The sequence below is a fragment of the Lysinibacillus sp. PWR01 genome, from assembly GCF_043359455.1.
Classification (GTDB): Bacteria; Bacillota; Bacilli; order Bacillales_A; family Planococcaceae; genus Lysinibacillus; species Lysinibacillus fusiformis_F.
On the sequence record NZ_JBHERJ010000012.1, the window covers coordinates 15,407 to 37,031 of the forward strand.

General features: G+C 35.2%; 19 protein-coding genes and 2 pseudogenes. 10 read left to right on the forward strand and 11 right to left on the reverse strand.

Annotated features, from left to right (window positions below; all coding sequences use genetic code 11):
- Window positions 1-55: 55 nt before the first annotated feature.
- Complete coding sequence (locus ACEVFT_RS01350) at window positions 56-328, forward strand: hypothetical protein (RefSeq protein WP_393947727.1); 273 nt, start codon at window positions 56-58, stop codon at window positions 326-328.
- Between the two features lie 68 nt (window positions 329-396).
- Here the strand turns inward: ACEVFT_RS01350 and ACEVFT_RS01355 are convergent, their stop codons facing one another.
- The gene (locus tag ACEVFT_RS01355) at window positions 397-888 is read right to left on the reverse strand and encodes a hypothetical protein (protein WP_393947728.1); all 492 of its coding nucleotides are present in this window, start codon (window positions 886-888) and stop codon (window positions 397-399) included.
- An 80-nt stretch (window positions 889-968) separates the two neighbouring features.
- Between ACEVFT_RS01355 and ACEVFT_RS01360 the strand changes: the two genes are divergently transcribed.
- The 5 genes from ACEVFT_RS01360 to ACEVFT_RS01380 all read left to right on the forward strand — a co-directional run bounded on the left by ACEVFT_RS01360 (window position 969) and on the right by ACEVFT_RS01380 (window position 5,538).
- Window positions 969-1,193 (forward strand): hypothetical protein, encoded by a 225-nt coding sequence (locus ACEVFT_RS01360; RefSeq protein ID WP_313150534.1) that lies wholly within the window; start codon window positions 969-971, stop codon window positions 1,191-1,193.
- 124 nt (window positions 1,194-1,317) lie between these two features.
- Window positions 1,318-1,875 (forward strand): RNA polymerase sigma factor, encoded by a 558-nt coding sequence (locus ACEVFT_RS01365; RefSeq protein ID WP_393947730.1) that lies wholly within the window; start codon window positions 1,318-1,320, stop codon window positions 1,873-1,875.
- Entirely contained in the window at window positions 1,872-2,807 is a 936-nt protein-coding gene (locus ACEVFT_RS01370; RefSeq protein ID WP_393947731.1) for a hypothetical protein, read from the forward strand. Before ACEVFT_RS01365 ends, ACEVFT_RS01370 begins: the two co-directional genes overlap by 4 nt.
- A 92-nt stretch (window positions 2,808-2,899) precedes the next feature.
- On the forward strand, window positions 2,900-3,667 hold the full coding sequence (locus tag ACEVFT_RS01375) for a nucleotidyltransferase domain-containing protein (protein WP_221682431.1): 768 nt from the start codon (window positions 2,900-2,902) through the stop codon (window positions 3,665-3,667).
- Window positions 3,668-4,056: 389 nt separating this feature from the next.
- Window positions 4,057-5,538, forward strand: coding sequence for a malate:quinone oxidoreductase (locus tag ACEVFT_RS01380; RefSeq protein WP_221682430.1), 1,482 nt, complete (start codon window positions 4,057-4,059; stop codon window positions 5,536-5,538).
- 184 nt (window positions 5,539-5,722) lie between these two features.
- Here ACEVFT_RS01380 and ACEVFT_RS01385 read toward each other — a convergent pair whose 3' ends face one another.
- Window positions 5,723-7,072, reverse strand: a complete 1,350-nt coding sequence (locus ACEVFT_RS01385) for an IS1182 family transposase (RefSeq protein ID WP_279494669.1) — start codon at window positions 7,070-7,072, stop codon at window positions 5,723-5,725.
- Between the two features lie 484 nt (window positions 7,073-7,556).
- Here ACEVFT_RS01385 and ACEVFT_RS01390 point away from each other — a divergent pair.
- Window positions 7,557-8,636: pseudogene (locus ACEVFT_RS01390) on the forward strand (ankyrin repeat domain-containing protein).
- Between the two features lie 377 nt (window positions 8,637-9,013).
- Here ACEVFT_RS01390 and ACEVFT_RS01395 read toward each other — a convergent pair.
- The 7 genes and pseudogenes from ACEVFT_RS01395 to ACEVFT_RS01425 all read right to left on the reverse strand — a co-directional run bounded on the left by ACEVFT_RS01395 (window position 9,014) and on the right by ACEVFT_RS01425 (window position 14,122).
- Complete coding sequence (locus ACEVFT_RS01395) at window positions 9,014-9,673, reverse strand: hypothetical protein (protein WP_393947734.1); 660 nt, start codon at window positions 9,671-9,673, stop codon at window positions 9,014-9,016.
- Window positions 9,674-9,817: 144 nt separating this feature from the next.
- Entirely contained in the window at window positions 9,818-10,225 is a 408-nt protein-coding gene (locus ACEVFT_RS01400; protein WP_004233459.1) for a MarR family transcriptional regulator, read from the reverse strand.
- An 87-nt stretch (window positions 10,226-10,312) separates the two neighbouring features.
- Window positions 10,313-11,344: pseudogene (locus tag ACEVFT_RS01405) on the reverse strand (alpha/beta fold hydrolase).
- A gap of 12 nt (window positions 11,345-11,356) precedes the next feature.
- Window positions 11,357-11,974: a hypothetical protein gene (locus ACEVFT_RS01410; RefSeq protein ID WP_393947735.1), complete on the reverse strand. Its 618-nt coding sequence runs from the start codon at window positions 11,972-11,974 to the stop codon at window positions 11,357-11,359.
- A 41-nt stretch (window positions 11,975-12,015) separates the two neighbouring features.
- Window positions 12,016-12,423 carry a permease prefix domain 1-containing protein gene (locus ACEVFT_RS01415; protein ID WP_004233467.1) on the reverse strand — a complete coding sequence of 136 codons (408 nt, stop codon included), beginning with the start codon at window positions 12,421-12,423 and terminating at the stop codon, window positions 12,016-12,018.
- On the reverse strand, window positions 12,420-12,749 hold the full coding sequence (locus ACEVFT_RS01420) for a PadR family transcriptional regulator (protein WP_004233468.1): 330 nt from the start codon (window positions 12,747-12,749) through the stop codon (window positions 12,420-12,422). Before ACEVFT_RS01420 ends, ACEVFT_RS01415 begins: the two co-directional genes overlap by 4 nt.
- A 182-nt stretch (window positions 12,750-12,931) precedes the next feature.
- Complete coding sequence (locus ACEVFT_RS01425) at window positions 12,932-14,122, reverse strand: M14 family metallopeptidase (protein ID WP_393947737.1); 1,191 nt, start codon at window positions 14,120-14,122, stop codon at window positions 12,932-12,934.
- Window positions 14,123-14,306: 184 nt separating this feature from the next.
- Between ACEVFT_RS01425 and ACEVFT_RS01430 the strand changes: the two genes are divergently transcribed.
- A complete protein-coding gene (locus ACEVFT_RS01430) occupies window positions 14,307-17,048 on the forward strand; it encodes an ATP-binding protein (protein WP_393947738.1) in 2,742 nt (913 codons plus the stop codon).
- Between the two features lie 5 nt (window positions 17,049-17,053).
- Window positions 17,054-17,908 (forward strand): CheR family methyltransferase, encoded by an 855-nt coding sequence (locus ACEVFT_RS01435; protein WP_393947739.1) that lies wholly within the window; start codon window positions 17,054-17,056, stop codon window positions 17,906-17,908.
- A 43-nt stretch (window positions 17,909-17,951) separates the two neighbouring features.
- Here the strand turns inward: ACEVFT_RS01435 and ACEVFT_RS01440 are convergent, their stop codons facing one another.
- Both ACEVFT_RS01440 and ACEVFT_RS01445 read right to left on the reverse strand, forming a co-directional pair.
- Window positions 17,952-19,100, reverse strand: a complete 1,149-nt coding sequence (locus tag ACEVFT_RS01440; RefSeq protein ID WP_393947740.1) for a SpoIIE family protein phosphatase — start codon at window positions 19,098-19,100, stop codon at window positions 17,952-17,954.
- A 126-nt stretch (window positions 19,101-19,226) separates the two neighbouring features.
- The gene (locus ACEVFT_RS01445; protein ID WP_205446232.1) at window positions 19,227-20,234 is read right to left on the reverse strand and encodes an HAAS signaling domain-containing protein; all 1,008 of its coding nucleotides are present in this window, start codon (window positions 20,232-20,234) and stop codon (window positions 19,227-19,229) included.
- A gap of 117 nt (window positions 20,235-20,351) precedes the next feature.
- Here ACEVFT_RS01445 and ACEVFT_RS01450 point away from each other — a divergent pair, with 117 nt between their 5' ends.
- The gene (locus tag ACEVFT_RS01450) at window positions 20,352-21,608 is read left to right on the forward strand and encodes a GNAT family N-acetyltransferase (RefSeq protein ID WP_393947742.1); all 1,257 of its coding nucleotides are present in this window, start codon (window positions 20,352-20,354) and stop codon (window positions 21,606-21,608) included.
- The last annotated feature ends 17 nt before the right edge of the window (window positions 21,609-21,625 follow it).

Genomic DNA, 21,625 nt, shown 5'->3' on the forward strand with positions numbered 1-21,625 from the left:
TTTTATAATACTACATCTAGAGCAAAGAAAACATTGAGAAGGGAAGATATATACATTGGCTAAGCACTCCGATACAAGTTGGAAGCAGGATCATCCTAGCACATTGTTTAGTAACTCTGTGCAAAAGGCGGATCGTCTATTAAAGCATGCAAAGTCACATCCAGAGGAAATAGCAATAGAACATGCATTTAATCAGATTAAGCATGCTGAAAATGCACGTTTCAATGCAGAACAATATGGTGAACATTTGGATATTGTGCAGCAAAATAAAGAATATCTAGAGCAGATTAAACAACAATTACATGAAATGAAAAATGATACTGAATAAATAATAACAGTCAACAACGGCTTAAATTCACGTAGTGAGGTTTAAGCCGTTGTTCAAATATGATTAAATTAACACCAAACAATGATTTCATAGGGAGTGGTTTGAGCAGGAATACTCCTAGTGGTAGGGCCATAAACAACAATGAGGTTTCGATTGGCAGGACTATTGGTAAAAGGCTGCCCATTTTTAAGTGAAATAACCGTAGTAGGAGAAAGGTTTAATTGTAATTGTCCATCACTACTCAGTAATTGTTGATTAAAGAAATCTACCTTTACATTATGATAATTGCTTTCTTTAACAATAATCAAAGCACGATATTGAGGCGGGTAAATCATCGGTACAGGTGCATCCCCATCATAATAACCTGTTACCCATTCACCAGTTGTGACAATTTCACGATTAACAAAATAGGTGGAGGGAGAAATAATAAAATTGACAACTCCACCAGCACCATCTTCTAAGGTCATTATTTTATAACAACCGTTCTTATCTCCGTTTTGCCCAACAGGAAAATCACTGATTTGAGTGATAACACCTCGAAAAGATTTAAAATTGACCATACCCATTCCCTTCTTACATATTTCTCGTTTTTAGCGTATCATTTTAATTTATGTAGCATTATAAAATTAGGTGACAGACAATGAATAGGATGCTATTTGATAGCAATCAACTTATACTAAACATGCTTACTATTATGTCAGAGGAGTGGCATCTATTGAATTGGATTTCTAAAAATAAGAAAATCTTTCTATTGTTAATTTTCGTTGTTATTGTCGTCGCTGGTATACTGGATATTAAATATGAGGGATTATTCTTTCAGCTATTACCTACATCAATACAAACATTTTTAACTAATTTATTTTGAAATGTGGAGAACCGTACCTAAAAGAGTGCGGTTTTTTCATTAGCAGAATTTTTGTCACAACATGCAACCAATTGTTTGGATTATCTACTTTATAAGTAAGAGTACATAAAAGGAGAAAATGCAAATGGACGATGAAAAAATAGTTGCTTTATATATACAACGCTCACAGCAGGCTATTTTGGAAACAAGGAAAAAATATGGAGTATACTGTAGAGTAATAGCAAGAAGAATCTTGGCAAATTTGAGGGATGTTGAAGAATGTGAGAATGATGCCTACCTAGCTGCATGGAATACAATCCCTCCACAGATACCAAGAAAACTATCTATTTTTTTAGGGAGAATCATACGTAATATTGCACTTGATAAGCATAGCTATAATACAGCCAAAAAGAGAAATAATGAGTTTGAGGTCATTCTCACAGAGCTGGAAGAATGTCTAGCTTCTTCTCATACGGTAGAAACATCCTATGAAGCGGGAGAGCTTGCTCAATACATTAGCCAATTTTTATATACCTTAGATGAACAATCTAGAAATATATTTATTCAGCGATATTGGTATTCCTATTCTATAAAAGATATTTCCTTACACTTTCAAATGAGTAGTAGTAAAGTTAAGTCCAACTTATTTAGGACACGTAATAAACTAAGATTTTATTTGGAAGGCGAGGGGTTATATATATGAAAAAAGAGGAGTTATATCGTGAAATTGGATTTATAGAGGAAGAGTTAATTGAAGCAGCCAACTATGGAGTAAAGAAGAAAAGTTTTTCTAAAAAATGGCTCGCTGTGGTAATAAGTATGATGATCGTAAGCTCAGTTTTTACTGCCACAATAGCAGCAGCTTACTATAAACATCAAAATAATGAGCTTTATATTCGTTATTTATCAGCAGAGGATATGGAACTAATGCCAGCTACAAAATATGATGCAGATAAATTTCTAAAAGCTCTAGATAGTGACAAAGAGGAGTATATCTATATTGCAATAAATAGACTAGTAGAGAGCTATAATGATGAAAAGTTGAGGAATAAGGCGTTAAAGGCTATTCAGCCATTTATACAAAGTGATAACAAAAAAATTGCGAATGCGGCTATTTTTGCTGTCGATATTTTATCAGGAAGCCTTAAAAGTCAGCAGGTATATAAATTAGCAGATGGGAGCGTCTTCTTTACTTTATTCAATAATTTTTCAGATTACGGAAGCCAAAATGTTCTTTGGCGTATAAAAGATGATGTGCTAGAGGCATATTCTAGCTTCTCCAGTCCATCAATGTATATTAAAGAAATAATCCCTTCACCTGATCAGAAATTAATTGCTATTGTCACGAACTCTAATAAAAGTGAATTTGTTGAAGTCATCAATGTGGAAGAGCGAATGGTAAGCCCAGAGTTAGTAGAATCTTCAAGAGTTAAATATGGTGCTGAGCAAGGGTTAGATACGTGGATACGAACAGATCATGAAAACTATAGCTATGTGGATCATCTTAGATGGAAGGGAGATGCTACAATAGAATTTGAAGCTAGTCTCTCCTATGAGGATACGGCGATTATTAAAAACGTGGTAGTCACTTATGAAGTTAGCCAAAAGAAATTAACTGTTGAAGAAATTAAATAAGAAGCAGATAAAAACAGAAAACGTATTAAAGGTTTTCTGTTTTTTCAATAGTATTGTAGAAATAAATCAATTAAAAAGGGAGTGAATGATCAATGGCAAAATGGAAAATAGCCTTAGAAACGTTCCTGAAAGAATGGCAAGATAAAGAGGAAGTTATAGGAGCGCTCGTATGTGGGAGCTATATTACTGGAAATCCCTCTAAGCGCTCTGATATCGATGTTCATATTATTTTGGCGGATAATGTGGGGTGGAGGGAAAGAGGGAATCGTGTTATTGATGGTTTTTTAATTGAATACTTTGCGAATCCACCAAGTCAAATTCGTGGGTATTTCCAAGATGATTTTAAAAAAAGAAGAACCATGTCGATGGTCCAATTTAAAACAGGGAGAATTTTATTTGATTATACTGGAATAATAAATGATTTAAAATTTGAAGCAGAAGAATGGCTCAAAGAAAAATATAAAACAATGAATAAAACGGTCTTAGAAATAAAAAAATATGAACTATGGGATGCACTAGATAATTTAAAGGATTGTTATGAGCAAGATAAAATGAACTTTTCCTTTACCTACCATAACTCATTAGCCAATTTATTTTTGTTGTACTGTCAGTATTTAAATCTAGAAACGATACCCTTTTATCAAATCTATGCCTATCTTGAAGATCCAATTTACCTGCAAAAATATAGTAAGTCAGCATTTCCAGATGAGGACTTTAGAGAAATTTTTATGAGAGCAATGCATGAGGACAATGTTGAAAAGATGATGGCGTTATATGAAGCAGTAGTGGAGTATGTGTTCAGACAAATGGGCGGTTTTCATATAGATGGCTGGCATATAAAAAGCCCAATCGAAAGTTAATCTTTGGGTAAAGGAAAGTTAGTTCAGATACAAGACGAACTCCATATTTATATGTTATTATACAGATATAATAATAAAAAGAACCTATTTTTTATGAAAATGTCAACCATTTTTAGGCCGATTATTCCAATAAGCTTAAATAATTCAATTTTTATCTAGAACAAAAAGTGATTTTTTTGCTTGAATTATGACCGGAAAGTCTCGAAAAAAGCTGATAACTCTCATATAAATAGTTGATATTTTATTCTTGAACTAATTGTGATAAACTGCAATAAGGTAATAATTGATACAGAAATGGTGTGCTCCGAGGTTGCTCCATGGCTACAGTACTTCTAAAGTGGGAGTGCTTACATCCTTTCTGCAAATCTTAACATATAAGGAAGGTAAAAATGAGTAACAGACAAATTAAATCAGATGTTATCTTAATTGGTGCCGGAATCATGAGTGCAACTTTGGGAACATTACTCAAAGAATTAGCACCAGATTGGAAAATTACAGTGTTTGAAAAGCTTGAAAAAGCAGGCGAGGAAAGTTCTCACGAATTAAACAATGCGGGAACTGGACATGCTGCATTATGTGAGCTGAACTACACATCAGAGAAAAAAGACGGATCAATCGATATCAAAAAAGCGATTAATGTTAATGAACAGTTCCATGTTTCAAGACAGTTTTGGTCGTATCTTGTAAACAATAAGCTGATCAATAATCCACAAGACTTCATTATGCCTTTACCACATATGAGTTTAGTACAAGGGAAAGAAAATGTTGAGTTTCTAAAGAAACGTCATGAAACGATGACAAAAAATCCTTTATTTGAAGGAATGGAATTTTCTAATGACCCTGAAACACTAAAAAAATGGATTCCACTTATTATGGAAAATCGTCCTGCTGGTGAAGACATTGCTGCAACGAAAATTGACACTGGTACAGATGTTAACTTTGGTGCTTTAACACGTATGTTAATTGATCACTTAAAAGCAAAAGATGTAGATGTTAACTATAATCATAGTGTTGAAAGTTTGAAACAAGCTAGTGATGGTACATGGGAAGTACGTGTGCACGATTTAGACGGCTGTAAAATGGAATATCATTCAGCAAAATTTGTCTTCCTTGGAGCTGGTGGAGGAAGCCTAGAATTACTACAAAAATCAGGTATTCCTGAAGGGAAACATATTGGTGGATTCCCAATTAGCGGTCTATTCTTAGCATGTAATAATCCAGAAATAGCTGAACAACATCATGCAAAAGTATACGGAAAAGCAAAAGTTGGTGCTCCACCAATGTCGGTTCCGCATCTTGACACACGTTATATTGATAACAAGAAATCATTACTATTTGGACCATTCGCAGGTTTCTCTCCTAAGTTCTTAAAAACAGGTTCAAATATGGATTTATTTGCTTCTGTAAAACCGCATAATATCACAACTTTATTAGCTGCGGGCGTGAAAGAGATGGGCTTAACAAAGTATTTAATCCAACAGCTTATGCTTTCAAAAGAACAACGTATGGAAGAGTTACGTGATTTCATTCCAAATGCAAAAAGTGATGATTGGGATATTATCGTAGCTGGACAACGTGTACAAGTAATTAAAGATACAGAAGCTGGCGGTAAAGGAACACTTCAATTCGGTACAGAAGTTGTAAGTGCTTCTGATGGCTCGATTGCAGCTTTACTAGGAGCTTCACCAGGTGCATCTACAGCTGTACATGTTATGCTTGAGGTTCTAAATAAATGTTTCCCTCAACATATCAAGGAGTGGGAACCAAAAATTAAAGAAATGATTCCATCTTATGGTCTATCATTAGCAGAAAACCCTGAGCTTCTAAAAGAAATAAATGCAACAACAGATAAAGCACTTGGCTTAAAATAAAAGTAAGTCATGGTAAGCGTTTAAGAAATAGCTCTCAATCTATTCTGATTGAGAGCTCAGACTGTAGACAAAAGCCCTCGAGAAGTTCACTCTCGAGGGCTTTTATCATTTTTCTTCCTATGTCGTCCTGATATTTGGTAATAGATTACCAAATCCAACATACTCTTCGAGCATAGTTGCTCTCTTAAGCTACTTGCCACGTCCAAGTAGCCAGTTTCTTTAAATTCATGGCAGCAAAAGTAAGCATCGCTTGCATGGACAATTTTTTTATACCTCTTAAGGTTGTCCATCGCATACCATGCTTTTCCTTTGCATCGGCAAAGACACGCTCAATCGTTTCTTTGCGCTTTGCATAGATTTGTTTGATGTCATAGGAATGGCGTAAATGTTCAGCTTCCTCCACATACGACTCCCAGATATGGCGTTGAATGAGTTTTTGATGATGCTTACTTTCTGTACATTGGGAAAGGCTTGGACACTTCGCACAAATCAAAGGATTCGATTTATATTGCCGATATCCTTCTTTCGTCGTTGTTGCATACTTCAATATCTGCCCTTGTGGGCAAAGATAACAATTATAGTGCTCGTCATATATATACTCATGCTTTCGGAAGAAACCATCTTTCGTTTTAGGACGTGTATACGGAAGAACAGGCAACATTTGATTCTCTAATAAAAAGTTCGTAATGGCTGGTGTTTTATAGGCTGCATCTGCCGCAACAGCGATTGGTTTTTGAACGTTTTGAATGACTCTTTCAACAAGTGGCTGCAATACATGGCTATCGTGCACATTTCCCGGAGTCACAATGGCACCTAAGACAAAGCCCTTTTCATCTGTCGCTGCATGAAAAGAATACGCAAACTGTTTCGTACGTTCATCCTTCACGTAATACCCACTTTCAGGATCTGTCGTGCTTTCCTTTATTTCTTTCCATTCTTCTTTTTCAAATTTCTCCGGGGAAAAGGGCTTTTTTCCGTGTTCCTCACGATCAATATTTAACTCTAATTGAAGTTTCTCTTCATAAGCCCGTGTTTCTTTTCGCACAACTTTTTTATCATACTTTCGTTTATTCGCACTCGCTTTCACATGCGTAGAATCGATAAATAAATGGTCTGCATGGAGGAGTCCTTGATGCATAATCTCTTTTAATATACGATAGAATATCTGCTCAAATATATCAGTGTCTTGAAAGCGACGGACATAATTTTTACCGAAGGTAGAGAAATGCGGGACTTCTGTATGGAAGCCAAACCCTAAAAACCAACGATACGCCATATTCGTTTCAATTTCTTTGATGGTTTGACGCATGGACCGTATACCAAAAACGTACTGAATAAACGTCATTTTAAAGAGAACAACAGGATCAATACTAGGGCGTCCTTTAGCAGAGTAGAGGTTTTCTACTAAAGGATAGATAAATGAAAAATCAATAGCCGCCTCTAGTTTTCGTACTAAATGATCTTGGGGAACTAATTGATCAATCGTTAGCATTTCTAATTGTTCACGTTCATTGATTTGATTTTTCGTCATCATGGTTGATCACCTCGAAAGTGTACTTTTTATCAATAGATGAATAAGGAATTCTTTATGTAGAAGTTGATTGGAACGAAGGGTGGCGACTCCTGCGGGAAAAGCGGGAAAGTCGAGATCCTGGACTAAGCGAAGCGAGGGAAGCAGCTCGACCCCGCCCGCGGAAAGCGTCCGCCCGTAGTGGAAATCAACGGCTTTACTTTATTTTATTGTAAAAGAAAAAAGACTGTAGGCAAACTCAAAATTCATTGAGTTTGTCTACAGTCTGAGCTCTCAATCTATTCTGATTGAGAGCTATTTTTAATTTAAAATAAATTCTTTCCTGGGAAATTTCGAATCCAATTGCCATCTTTTTAATAAAGGAACCATCAAATTTGCTATAAATCTTGCCCTGTGTTTTATGACACTATAGCTCTATGTCCCATTGTGATATAGATGGTAGTTTTCTATACTTTGTATATACATTAAGAAGGGAGCCAATCTATAGATGATTAAGCTACAAGATATTGGAACATTTCCAGAACCACCGGACCTTGCAATGTATATCTATACTGGCAATATTACGGCTTTGCAAGTTGCGAGGGATAAGGGCTGGAATATTGAAGAAGAGATATGTTTAAGTCAGCATACATCATTAAGCCCATTGGATTTAGCATTGATTGCACAAAGATTGGATGTAGTAAAATTATTAGTTGAATATGGAGTTAATTTAAATGTGGAAAAAAATCCTTCTTTTTTAAGGGCTGTTCGATATTGTAAAGAAAATATAGTACGTTACCTTGTTGAACAAGGAGCCAAATTAGATGGCTATAATTAAGTTGGATCTGGAGCCTATTCTCAGGCCTACTATGGCAATAAAAGAAATATCTCTCTTATTCATGAACTTGGACTTGATATAAAGCAGCATGGAGGTCCAGTATTGCGTCAGGCTGTGTCGAATTTTGATAAAAAAACAGTCACTTATTTACTTGATCAAGGAGTAGATATTAATTATCAAAAGCCTGATATGGTCTATCCCTATAAAGCAACACCATTAACAGTTGCAACACGAATGGGAAATATAGCTATGGTGAACTATTTGATTGAACGAGGTGCAAACGTCACTTTAGCGGAGAAAGATGGCGAGAGAGCTTATACAATTGCTGTACGTATGAAAAATATGGAACTAGCAAATTACTTAAAGGCTCTAGAACCAATAGAACTCCACACTATTGAAAACAAAAAAGAGACATTGAAAAAATACAAGTTACCAGATGAATTGATGAATTTTTTGACAGGAGATCGACTGCATCTTGAGCTTGCACCAAATGATTATGACATTCACTATATCGATTTTTTCAAACTAACTGATACAATTGAGATGATACTAGGTCATAGAAAGCTCCTCCTTCTTTCCGCAAATATCGACAATTACTCTGATTTGCAAATAGTCTGGAACCCAAAAGGAGAGGGCCAAATAGGGTGCTATGATGTGGAGCATGAGGAGTATGCTAATTTATGTAGTTTTAAAGAATTTATTGGTAGACCTGAAATATACCTTATCCGTTTTCTTGAAGGAGAGCTTTAGCAATGCTTAAAACTGCTGATAAAATTGTGAATCAACTTATTTAAAGTCGTTGAGAGTAAGCATATTCGATCTAAAAAATATGCTTACTTTTTTATTGTTTTATATTCGAAGGTTTGACAAACAAAAAACAATACAACGTTTAATATATGTGGCACAAAAGAACAATAGAAGAGCTATTAACAGGGCGAAGGGGATGCTGAACATAACAGGAAGTTCTAAGTCATACCAAAGGCCCATTTTAATTTGATCGACTCCGAATGTTCGTAAAAAACCAGCGAGTATTGATAAGCCAGCGCTTAAAAGTAATCCAACGTAAAGTACAGATAATACCACTAAAGCTAAGGAGCAAAAAAAAGTCTTTAGCATTTTTAGAAGTATCATTCTTTTTTCCTCCGTATAATGTGGTGCACCTTTGAACTCGAAGCTATCGAATAATCATCCGTATAGTAAAGTGTCCCGATCACACTATTTTCCCCAACATGGACGACTTCCCCTTCCACAAACTCTGCATTTGTATTAGATAATTGTAGGTGTTTTCCACTAACTGTGTGACAACGTAATATTTTCTTAAATAACGGAAGAAGGGTAATCCTATCCTTTTCTATTATCACATTTTCAGCCCTTAACCTGTTAATTTCGCTTTCTCCCGATAACTTTAAATGAAAGTGATTTGCGATTATTTCCACAGCCTTGACTATTCCAATGGCATCAAATTGCTCGCTCTGTAATTTCTCTTCAACCATTAGCTTTCCAGAACTATTGATTTTTTTGATAAAACCATTACGTATTTTAATATTCCCGGCATTTGTAAGTTCTCCGATTTGGCAATAATCCTTTAACTTACACGAGCCAGAGCTATTAAATATCTGCGCTGTAACTGGATAATAGAAGGAGCTATGACCATGAGTGGACACTTTTATTAAGTGTACTTCTTGATGTAAAGATACAACTCCTCGAATGTTTAATTGTTCATAATCAGCATTCAAATGTTTAATTGTGCCGTTCGTTTGTGTAAGGGTACGGAGTTTTTGAAACATAAAGTCACCTCATTATGATTTAATTAATATATATTTTAATTATTAAAATATATATTAATTAAATTATATGCTACTTCCATTTGTCAAGAACAAAAGCATTGCTTAAATTAAACAATAAAAAAAGGATTTCAATTTGTTGAAATCCTAAAAAATTTTATTCATTAATAGGTTTACTTCGCGTAAGATGTTGGCCATGTCTATGAGTTTATCCTGAGAAAACTTTAAAAAGATTTCTTGAACCTTCATGTCACCAATATTGGTTAAAGCCATTTTGACTACACGTCGATCATTATTTTCCCTAATTCTTTGTATGAGTTCGAGTTTTTCCAGTTTATCGCACATGGAAGTTACAGCTCCAGGTGTTACACTAAAGAATTCAGCAATTTCTGTTGCCTTCATCCCATTATTTATTTTTAGCTGTAGGAGCAATATTAATTGGTTTTGTGATAACGCTTCTCCTTCAGATAAAAGATCTACAAACATTTTCGACTTCTGCTGTATTTCCAGCATTTCTTTCATAATAATTTCTACATTGTTTAGATTTTCTGGCATATAATCACGTCCATTAAAATATTTAATAATTAAATTATATAGCAATTAAATAAATGGTACCAAGTGTAGAATTATTTTAAGAAATATTTATTTTTTAAAAGTCGTACCCATCCATTCGAAAAATCTCTCTTTTTCTTCGAACTGGGGGTAGTGAGCAGATTGTTCATATGCTATGAATTCTTTTTTCTTCGCGATAATTTGGTCGAAGTATTTTTTAGCGCTATTCGATGATGTTTGATAATCATAATCTCCCATTACAAAATAGAAGGGAAGAGTCAGTGAATTAACTTTCGCAGGAAGTGGGGACTGTAAGACTTCGTTTACTAAAACTTCTTAGGATAGGGATATCCCCTTGCTATAGCGAATAATATCTAACAAATTATATTCGGTACTAAAAAGCATCCCTAACATATTTCCATCAGGGTTAGTAATGAGTCTTGTAGCTCCACCGTATTTGCTCACTAAATGACGAGGCGTAAATGTTTTACCACTACTAATTTCCTCCATTAACCTTTGTAAATGTGCAACATCCTCTGTGTTACTCTTAAGTTGAGCCTGTTTGATCGTAAAGTGTAAACTGTCCATCTCACTTTCAATGGTATTACTCATTTGACCAATCCCTACATAGGCCTCATATTTTTCAGGAGCTTTAGCAGCTGCTTGTGTGGCAATATATGTACCGTAGGAATGACCAATTAAGATGATTTTTTCTTTATCTAGATCATTAGCAATATAGTCAGTCAGTGCTAGTAAATCCTCCACAAGCAAATCAGATGAAAGATTGGAGTAGTCCTCAAAAAAATGATAAGACTTCCCACTAGCCCTTTGATCATAATTCACCACTGTAAATTCGGTTTCCAATAAATCTTGATATTTTTTAGCGTAGGGTATTTCAGAGCAACCTGGTCCGCCATGGACAAAGAGGATTACAGGATTATTTTTGTTATGGCCCCGTATCATGATTTCATGGTCACTGCCGTTAATTTCTACCTGTTTTAGCGTACTGATGCTGTTCATGTCTTTTATAGATGATGTCCATGTTGGAAATACAAGTGCTAATAATAGTAAGGAAGTCATAATCAAGACAAGATATTTAATGAACTTTTTAATCCTTTTCATACAATACCTTCTTTACATGCGTTTCATAAAGCTAGCATGATACATTTTTCTTTTATACACATAAAAATACATACTCAGAGGCCACCAAAGGGTAACAAAAATAGGGTAAATCGCCCATATAACGCTTGGTGAAGAAACAACATTTACTGTAATGAAAAAGATACTTATTAGTATCGTAGCTGTAACTGAGAATGCTACAAAGGTTTTTCGTTGCGCATGATATAAAGCTAGAGGCCACCATATCACTAAAAAAGCAGGATAAATTGCCCAAGGGTAGTGAGGAGATACAATCATATTCAATATAGTGTAATAGATGATGGTAGAAGCACATCCAATTAGAGCTGTTTTTAACGTTTTTGCCTTTTCATCTAAGTACATGAGGATTGGCCACCAGATAATTGGATAAATCGCATAGACAAACCATAAATGATCTGGTGCGTAAATATAATTTTCAACTATTAAAAATGTAATAATTAAGGCACTACAAACAATTGAGTATTGCTTATACAATTTATTAGCCATAAAGAATAACGTAATGGGCCAAAGTAGTAGCAATAAGCATGGATATACAAACCACATTGTTTGAGGAGATGTCGTATAATTAACAACCCCTAAAAAAATCATTGTCATCAAGCTCCCCACTATAGAAAAATTTATAAAGTTCCTCATGTTTATTCACCCCATTTCTTACGAGACCACACGAAGTACATCGATAAAGGCCACCAAAGAATGGCGAAAATCGGATAGATTGCCCAAATAATATGTGGTGTGTAATAAAGATTAATAAAAATAAAAAATGCAATAATTAAGCCACTACCCCAAATTGAGAACTCTAAGTTTAATTTGGCCATGTTTTTCTTTGCCGGCTCTTTAACACCTAACTCTTGCTTTAAGTCTTCGATATCTCCAAATTCTACAATGGCTTTATTAATGGCATCCTCTTGTTCTTTACCCTGGTCTATCAAGTAAAATACTTTTTCTTCAAGATTTTCAATGATTTCTTGTTTAACCATTTCCGTTTCGTTATTTCGAGGAATGTCTTTAAAAAGCTCATCAATATGGTTTTTTATTCTTTTCATTCTAAGCCCTCCATAAATAAATCGATTATTTCCTTTACTTCCGACCATTCTTTCACTAGCTCATTTAAATAGGCCTTACCTAATGATGTAATACGGTAATACTTTCGTTTGCCTCCATGCGAGACATCTCCATAATAGGCTTCAATAATTTCCTTTTTTTCGAGACGTTGAAAAACTGCATACAAAGTTGCTTCCTTGATTTGAAACCGATTGTTTGTACGGAGACTTATTTCCTGAGAAATTTCGTAGCCATAACGGTCTTTTTCTGAAATTAACCGTAAAATAATCGAATCCAAATGTCCTCGGATAATATCACTGCGAACCATAAGTCACCTACTTTTTTTATTGCTCTATCTGTCAGAGTAATAGTAGCAAACATTACTCTGTCTGTCAAAGTAATTTATTTCCCTTTTTTTACAATGATGATGAGACCTTCCTATAAAAAAACTCCATTCGCTAAAAAGCCCTTAAGGACAATTTCTTAGCGAATGGAGTTCGTCTACTCTTTTTACATATACAATGCAGCAAGAAAAATCCCTAAAGACTCCTCGTAAATGTCATCGAACTGACTGATTGGTAAAGGATTTGTACCACTTCCTAATTCAACAGTGAAGCCTGGTCTACGCCAATCTTGAATAAACCAATCCTTATAACCAGCATAACTTCCAGCAGATTGAACGGGCTCATAGCCACTTACTCTACTAAATTCATTTACAAGCACCTCTGATTCGGGGGGCTCTAGATTTTCAAAGCCCCAATATATAACACGTCCCTGTGTATGAAAGGCTAATACTCTTGAAAAATCACGCTGCTTGGTCAAATCAGCCATTGCAATGGCTTCAGGTTCAGATAGTGGTCTTTCACCACCATAATCTCTTGGCCCTGGTGTTGTTGGATTACGGGCACTTTCAAGCTCCCATTTGGCAGGGAATTGGTCATTCAAATCAATTCCATGAATATTTGCTTTCCAGCCAGAAAAATCAGCGTTATCATTATTCCATGCAATTAGTTGATTTCTTAATGCTTCATCATTTGGAGGGCCTTGTATTACTAAATCTACGCCATCAGGATTTACCATAGGAACGATAGAAAGGAATGTTTGCTGATAAAGAGAAGATGGAGAAATTCCACGAATACTACTATGATTGGTGAGGGCGAGCAAATAGTCATTCAAAAATGTTAGAATAATAGGTGTAGTAATCCATTCGTTTGCATGGAAGGAGCCATTATAGTGTACACGTTTTGCACCATGGCCAATTGACAGCTCAGGTAGCTCTTTCCCTAAAACGGAGCTGCCAATGTTTGAGCTTTGAAGAAAAGGATATGCGTCAAGGAGCTTTCTGAGATCGTTCATCATATGGGTATACGTGTAATTTTGCTTACCATCAACTAAACGCCATGTGATACGTTGGGGTATGCGAATCATTTGACCGATTTGTAAGCGATTTGGATTGAGATCAGGATTAACAAGCAATAGGGCGACTAGGGGAAGATTTCGGCTTTGGGCAATCTGGCAAAAAGAATCTCCTTGTTTAATTTGATAGTTGTTGGTCACAAAACCAGGAATACGAACCCATTGTCCAACTCTTAAAAATTGAGGATTTATGTCTTCATTGGAATCTAAAATGAGTTGAAGAGGAATTTTAAATACCTCACTGAAATGCCAAAGTGAATCTCCTGGCCTTACGATAATATCCACATGTTTTCTCTCCTTAATTAGAAATGGTTCAATATAAAATGTATATGAAAAATGCATAGACTTATTAATACAAAATCAGCAAAATTTCTTTATTAAGAATCTAAAAGAGGATAAAATGAGTTATTTTTAGATGTATACTAGTAATCATAATAAAGTAAAAGAAAGGTAAGGGTAGGAAAACCAAATGTTAAATAGATTAAAAATGGGTATACGCTCAAAGATTACATTAGGTTATATCGTAATCATTCTTTGCTTACTTGCCACGGTTGTCATATTAAATAATCAAATTACATCTTTGCAGAAGGAAAGAAATTTTATTATTAAGTACGATTCCAATGTTCTAACTTTAACGAATGAAATTGAAAAATATATTTTGGATATGGAATCAAGTCAGCGGGCTTTCATCATTACGGGTAAGCAGAGTTATCTGGAACCCTATGATAATGCAGCTGAAAATTGGAAAATAGATTTTAATGAACTCTATCAACAAATGAAAGATAAACCAGCTCAGCAGGACAAACTTAAAGAGATAGAGGAAACAATTGAACATTGGGTTGCAACGTCAGGCGAACCAACTATTCAATATAAAAAGGATAATAATGTAGAAGCATTAAATGATTTTTTTAAAGTGGATAATGGTCGTCAGGATATGGAAAAAATGCGCAAACTATTCGATTCATTCCGTGCCACTGAAAATGCTTATACACAGGCAAAGGCAAATCAGTTAGACAAGCAAAATAGTAAATTAACTAGTGCTTTATTTGGGATCTTAATTTTAGTTTCTACAATAGCTATTGCTATCGCTAGTGGCATTTCCCGTTCAATTGTAAAAACGATAACGGAAGTAACACAAACAATTCAAGAAATAGCAGCTACAAAAGGTGATTTTACAAGAAGAATCCATGTGAATACCAACGATGAAGTGAATGAACTTGCTAATGCAACGAATACGCTTTTAGAGTCCGTCGAAAAGAGGGAATGGCTACAAAGCAATGTAGCTGAAATCGTGACAAATTATCAAGGTATTTCAGCAATTACAAAATTAGCGGAGACCTTCCTATCAGAAGTAGCACAGAAAACCCAAGCATCCCTTGGCGCATTTTATGTTCGGGAAGTAACAGAGAACCAAGTACAGTTTGTGAAAAAGGCTGCTTTTGCTGACACAGATGATGGTGTTGGCATGGAGAGCTTTAAAATAGGACAGGGATTAATCGGTCAATGTGCATTAGAAAAAAGAGTGTTATTCTATGATAATATTCCAAAAGACTATCGTTTAATTAGAACAGGAATAGGTGAAATAAGACCACAAAATATTTTATTGATCCCTATTATTTTTGAAAATGAAGTCATAGCGGTTGTTGAAATAGCAACAATGGCTAAATTCAGTAAGTTACAGCAAGAATTAGTTAGACAAGTCACTGAAACCTTTGGACTAACAGTGAATAGCGTTCTAGGGCGTATGGAAATTGTTCGTCTATTAAATGAATCGAGAGCAATGACAGAGGAATTACAGGTTCAATCAGAAGAGCTTCAGACACAATCAGAGGAATTACAAATGCAGACGGAAGAGCTGACAATGATTAATGAGCAGCTTGAAGAGCGCACGAAAGAGGCTGAGTCTAAATCAAGAGAGCTAGAGAAGGCGAAGAAGGAATTAGAAGAAAGTGCAGAGCAACTTATTCTTAACTCCAATTACAAATCCGAATTTTTAGCTAATATGTCACATGAATTAAGAACACCTTTAAATAGCATATTAATCTTATCAGAGATGCTAGCAGAAAATAGCCAACACAACCTAACAGACGAGGAAGCAGAATTTGCTAAAGTTATTCATTCTTCTGGGGAGGACTTGCTTGCTCTAATCAATGACATTTTAGATTTATCTAAAGTCGAGGCTGGAAAGCTTGATATTATTTTTAATGAAGTCAATATGAGCGAAGTACCTGTGCAAATTGAACATACCTTTGCACCAGTTGCGATGAAGAAAAACTTAGCATTCCATATTTCAAAGGCAGATCATGTAGTAGATATATTCTATACAGATGAAAAGAGATTCCAGCAAATCTTAAAGAATTTATTATCTAATGCCTTTAAATTTACTGAGCATGGATCTGTCACATTAGACATTAACCAGCTTACACCACAACAACTAACAAACAATATGCAGGATATAAGTACAGATTGGCTAGAAATTACTGTTTCAGACACAGGAATAGGTATTCCGAAAGACAAACATCAGCTGATTTTTGAATCATTCCAGCAAGCAGATGGAGCTACAGTTCGAAAATATGGTGGAACAGGCCTTGGACTTTCTATTTGTAAGGAGTTTGCCAAATTACTTGGTGGCTGGATTACGTTGCAAAGTGCTGAAGGACAAGGTAGTAGCTTTAGATTAACAATTCCAAGTCTACCAAATGGAATCGAAGAGGAGCATTGCCAAAAGCTTGCCATGAACGAAGTGGCTGCTACGACGGTGAAAGAGGAAGAAGCACCAGAGCAACCACAAGCAATGGAAGAAGCCCTTCAACAAGAGGTAGAGGTTTTCCAAGGGAAGAATATCTTAATCGTTGATGATGATAACCGTAATATTTATGCGTTGAAAACAGCATTAGAAAAAAGAGGTATGCATATTCTAGTTGCCAAAGATGGGCTAGAATGTTTAGAGGTCTTGCAAGCTAATCCTGATATTGATCTTGTTCTGATGGATATCATGATGCCTAATATGGATGGCTATGAAGCGATGACTATAATTCGTCAGCAAATGAAGCGTATTGATTTGCCAATCATTGCGTTGACTGCTAAGGCGATGAAAAATGATCGTGATAAATCATTGCAGGCAGGTGCATCTGATTATATTAGTAAGCCATTAAATTTAGATCAATTAATATCAGTTTTAAGAGTATGGTTGGTTTCTAAGGGGAGTTAATGAACATGGAACAATTTCAGCCTTTGGAGCAAAATATACAATTAAATAAGCAGACAAATTTAGAAATTGATTTGTTACTAGAGGCTATTTATCGTTTATCTGGCTATGATTTTCGTCAATATAATCGTTCATCCATTTCACGTAGAATCTACAATAGAATGGGGATCAATAACATTCCAACGATTTCACGCGTACAGGAAAAGGTCATTCATGATAAAGAATTTTTAGAGCAGTTATTGAATGATTTTTCGATAAATGTAACGGAGATGTTTCGTAACCCTAGCTTTTTTAAGGCTTTTCGTGAAACGGTCATCCCAGTTTTACGAAAATATCCAGAAATCCGTATTTGGCATGCAGGGTGTGCGACAGGTGAAGAAGTATATTCTATGGCTATCTTGCTGCAGGAAGAGGGGCTTATAGAGAGAGCTGTTATTTATGCAACAGATATGAATGAGCAAGTATTAGAAAAGGCTAAGAAAGGTGCTTTTCCCATTCATAAAATGCAGGCATATACGAAAAACTATATGCTGGCTGGAGGTGCCCATGCTTTTTCAGAATACTATCAAACAGATTATCAATATGCTTACTTCCATCCAACATTATTGAAAAATATTATTTTTGCTCAACATAATTTAGTAACAGATCATTCATTTAATGAATTTCATGTCGTCCTGTGCAGAAATGTTCTTATTTATTTTTCACCTAAGCTGCAGAGTCAGGTACATCAATTGTTTTATGAAAGTCTAAGTGACGAAGGATTTTTATGCTTAGGGGATAAAGAAACATTGCGATTTGAAGAGGTCATTTCAAAATATAGTGAAATTGCAGGCAACGAAAGAATTTATCAAAAAATGTATTAACGAGTAAGAGGCTATCTATAACTGATAGCCTCTGCTTTTTTATTTATAGAGAATTAGTGCTAGCTTGAATCATTAATACACACATATCATCAGGCTGATTTTCTTGTTTATCCTTAGGTAATAGGTTATCGATTAGGCATTGCGAATAATCCCACTTGGAGGATGTTAGCGTTTGCAAATGCTTTTCGGATTCTATTTCACAAGGTCCCATCGCCTCTAATACACCATCAGTAAATAACACAATTTGAATATCATGCTCATATTGAATATATTGCTTTTTCACTTTAATTTCATCGAAGAAGCCGACTGCACAGCTACCCTGATCTAATGGAATACATGTTTTTTCATCGATTAGTGCATAGCCAGAAGGATGGCCAGCATTTATGTATTCGACTGTTTTGTGCTCTGTATCAATGATTAAATAAATCGCTGTAAAATAATAAAGATTATTCTCTTTACCATCTTGCAATAGTGTCATATAACGATTCAGTTCCTTGATGACAAGTTCGGGTTCGATCAATTGCTTAACCGCCTCTCTTAGAACAGAGGAGATGAACATACAAACAAGCGCTGCAGATATACCGTGACCCATCATATCCAATAGTATGATGGCATAACGATGATCGTCTATTTTGTACCAATAATACATATCCCCTGCTAAATTAGAGGAGGGTAAATAGGAAACCTCAATACGGATGTCCTTCTCATTTAATGGTGGACTAAGAAGACTTCTTTGTACATGGGTGGCTAAATCTAGTTCATATTGTATTTTCTTTTCATGCTGTGTGTGCCAGTCTAATTCCGCTTTTAAACGTAAGGCAACACGCATTCTGGCAAGTAACTCTGTTTTATTAATTGGTTTTGTAATATAATCTACGCCACCGATGTCTAGGGCTTCTGCCAGTTTATTTTTATCCTCGAGTGCTGTGACAAATATGATTTGAATATCTTTCAATCTCTCATTTTGCTTAATACGTTTGCAGGCCTCAATACCATCTACTTCCGGCATCATAATGTCTAACAAAATTAAATCTACTGAATTTCCTGTCGGATTGGGTGCATCTAATTGTAAATAATCAAATAGCTCATAAGCAGATGAAAGAGAAACACAGTTATCATAACCTGCATTTTTTAGTATTTTTTCAATGACAAATAAATTGACTTGATTGTCATCTACTAGAAGAATGGTCATAGTAATTTCCCCTTACTCTGATTGAATTGTGCAGATTATTTTCATGTATATAAAAATACTTTCAACTTTATCATTATACAAAACATCAGAGAATAAAGGTATTTTAGCGATTTCAATAGGGGGATTTTATACTCTCGCTTTTTTAAATCCTTGATAGATATCAAATGCATTTGCTAAAACAGCAATAATTATACTAAATAGTAGGATTTTATCTATAGTAAAGGCAACCTTAGCTGATGTTGTTTCTAGGATAGCAGCCATGTATGGAATGGAGGCACTATGAATAAAATCTTGGTGCATCGCCATTAAAATAAACACGATCGTTCCTACACTTTGAAGTAGTGCATTAGTGATGGCGATAGGCACTGTCCACTGACCCGCACGCCATTTTAAAAAAGTTAAAGTGAGACTAAGGATAATACATAGTAAGACTACAGGAACAAACGATTGTAAAATATTTTGATTAAAGATTGGCATAACAAATTTCAAGCTCCCGTTGTCATTTGTTGTATAAATACCTAAAAGACGATAGGCATTCCAATAAACAAAAGAAAAAATAATGATTCCTAGAAGGCTAAAAATTGTGTCACTTAAAGTAATGATTTTATCTTTGGGAATCTTTTTAATCTGTACTAAATCATCAGGTGACCATTGCTTGGTATCTTTCAAAATGGGTAGGGAAATCTTTTCAGCACCAGAGCGTTCCTTAATGATAAAAATAACTGTAACCCAAAACAATACGTGAAATAATACAGCAATAATGGCAACAATGATTCCCACAAAGGCTGTAATAATGGCTGTGAGAAGTGCTTCTTCTCCCGAATAGAGCACCATTTTCTCTATTACTTGAACAATGATCGTAATGAGAATTGCCCAAGGAATAACTAGCTTGATGGTTCTTGTATATTGATCAAAAATCTCTGGACCAATTAAAAAACGGGGAGTATCCTGATAGCTTGCAGCAACCTCTACAGGGCTTCCAAGTTTCTTGAGTACTTCCTTCACCTCGGATTCTGAATATTGCTCTGGCAACATGTCCTCAATTGTAGCTTTTAGTTCAACCTTGATTTTCTCACGTTTATTTTTTTGTAGCCTTTTAGACACTTCGTGAATATAAGAATCAATTAAAGTCATACATTTTCCTCCTTTACTCATTTTCAGTACTCATTATTTTGTCGTGGTAATATATGTTATTATGGGGTATAAAAATTCATAAATAACATGCAACAATGTGAAAATGGAGGGGACATGATGAGAGTTGTGGAGAAATTAGTGAAAGAACAAGATTTTGTATCCTTTGTGAATATCGTTGTAGGAGCCTATCCAGGAAGAATGGATGGGGCACACACAACAAAAGAACAGCTGACAAAGCACTTTATGCAAAATCAAAGCAATGATGAATCTCTTCATTATTATGGACTATGGGAAGATGACAAGCTCATTGGCGGTATGCGACTACATGACTTTCAAATGAACCTGTTCTCTACAATGCTACCAATCGGTGGGGTAGGGCTTGTTGCAGTTGACTTATTACATAAAAAAGAGAAGGTTGCAAAAGAATTAATCCAACATTTCTTTAACATCTTTTTAGAAAAAGATATTCATTTTGTGGCTTTGTATCCGTTTAGACCAGATTTTTATAAGAAAATGGGTTTTGGCTATGGACCGAAAATCTATCAATACTTGGTAGAGCCTTTAAGCTTCCCTAAAGGGCCTACCAAAAAGCATCTAAAATATTTGACAGTTGCAGATCAGCAACAGCTAATAGATTGCTACAACAGGGTAGTAGCTAAAAAACATGGGATGTTTTTTAAAACACAACAGGAGCTATCCTTTATTTTTAATAATCCAAACAACTATGTGATTGCAATGGAACAGGAGGGTACAGTACAGGGCTATATTGTTTTTTCATTTAATAAGCAAAGCGAGAGTAATTTTATGCTAAATAATTTGGTGATTAAAGAGTGGATCTACGAGACTCCTGAGGCTTTGTTAGAGCTTAGTACATTTTTAAACAGTCAAGCAGACCAGGTAAACCGAATTGAATGGAATACACAAGAAGAAAATGTACATTTCTTTTTAGGAGATGTAAGAAATGGGACAAATCATTTAATTCCAAGTGTCTACCACGCAAGTGCTGTGTCTGGGGTTGGACTAATGTACCGTATTATTAATGTGAAAGGCTTTTTTGAAGAGCTAAGAACACGCAATTTTAACGGTGTCACCTTGACATTTAAATTGAATGTTACGGATTCGTTACTTGCTAAAAATAATCAGCAACTCATTGTTGAAGCTGTTAACGGCACAATTAAAATAATAGAAAGTGGTAGCTATGACGTTGAAGTCACGTTAGATGTGGCTGAGCTTTCATCACTGGTAATGGGTGTAGTAACGGTCCAAGAGCTATTTATGCTTAGTCGAATACAGGTTAGTGATAATCAATATTTACAGGCTTTACAGCAATTTTTCTATGTGTTTGAAAAGCCTACATGTATATCGGCATTTTAGAATGGTAGTGAGAGCTT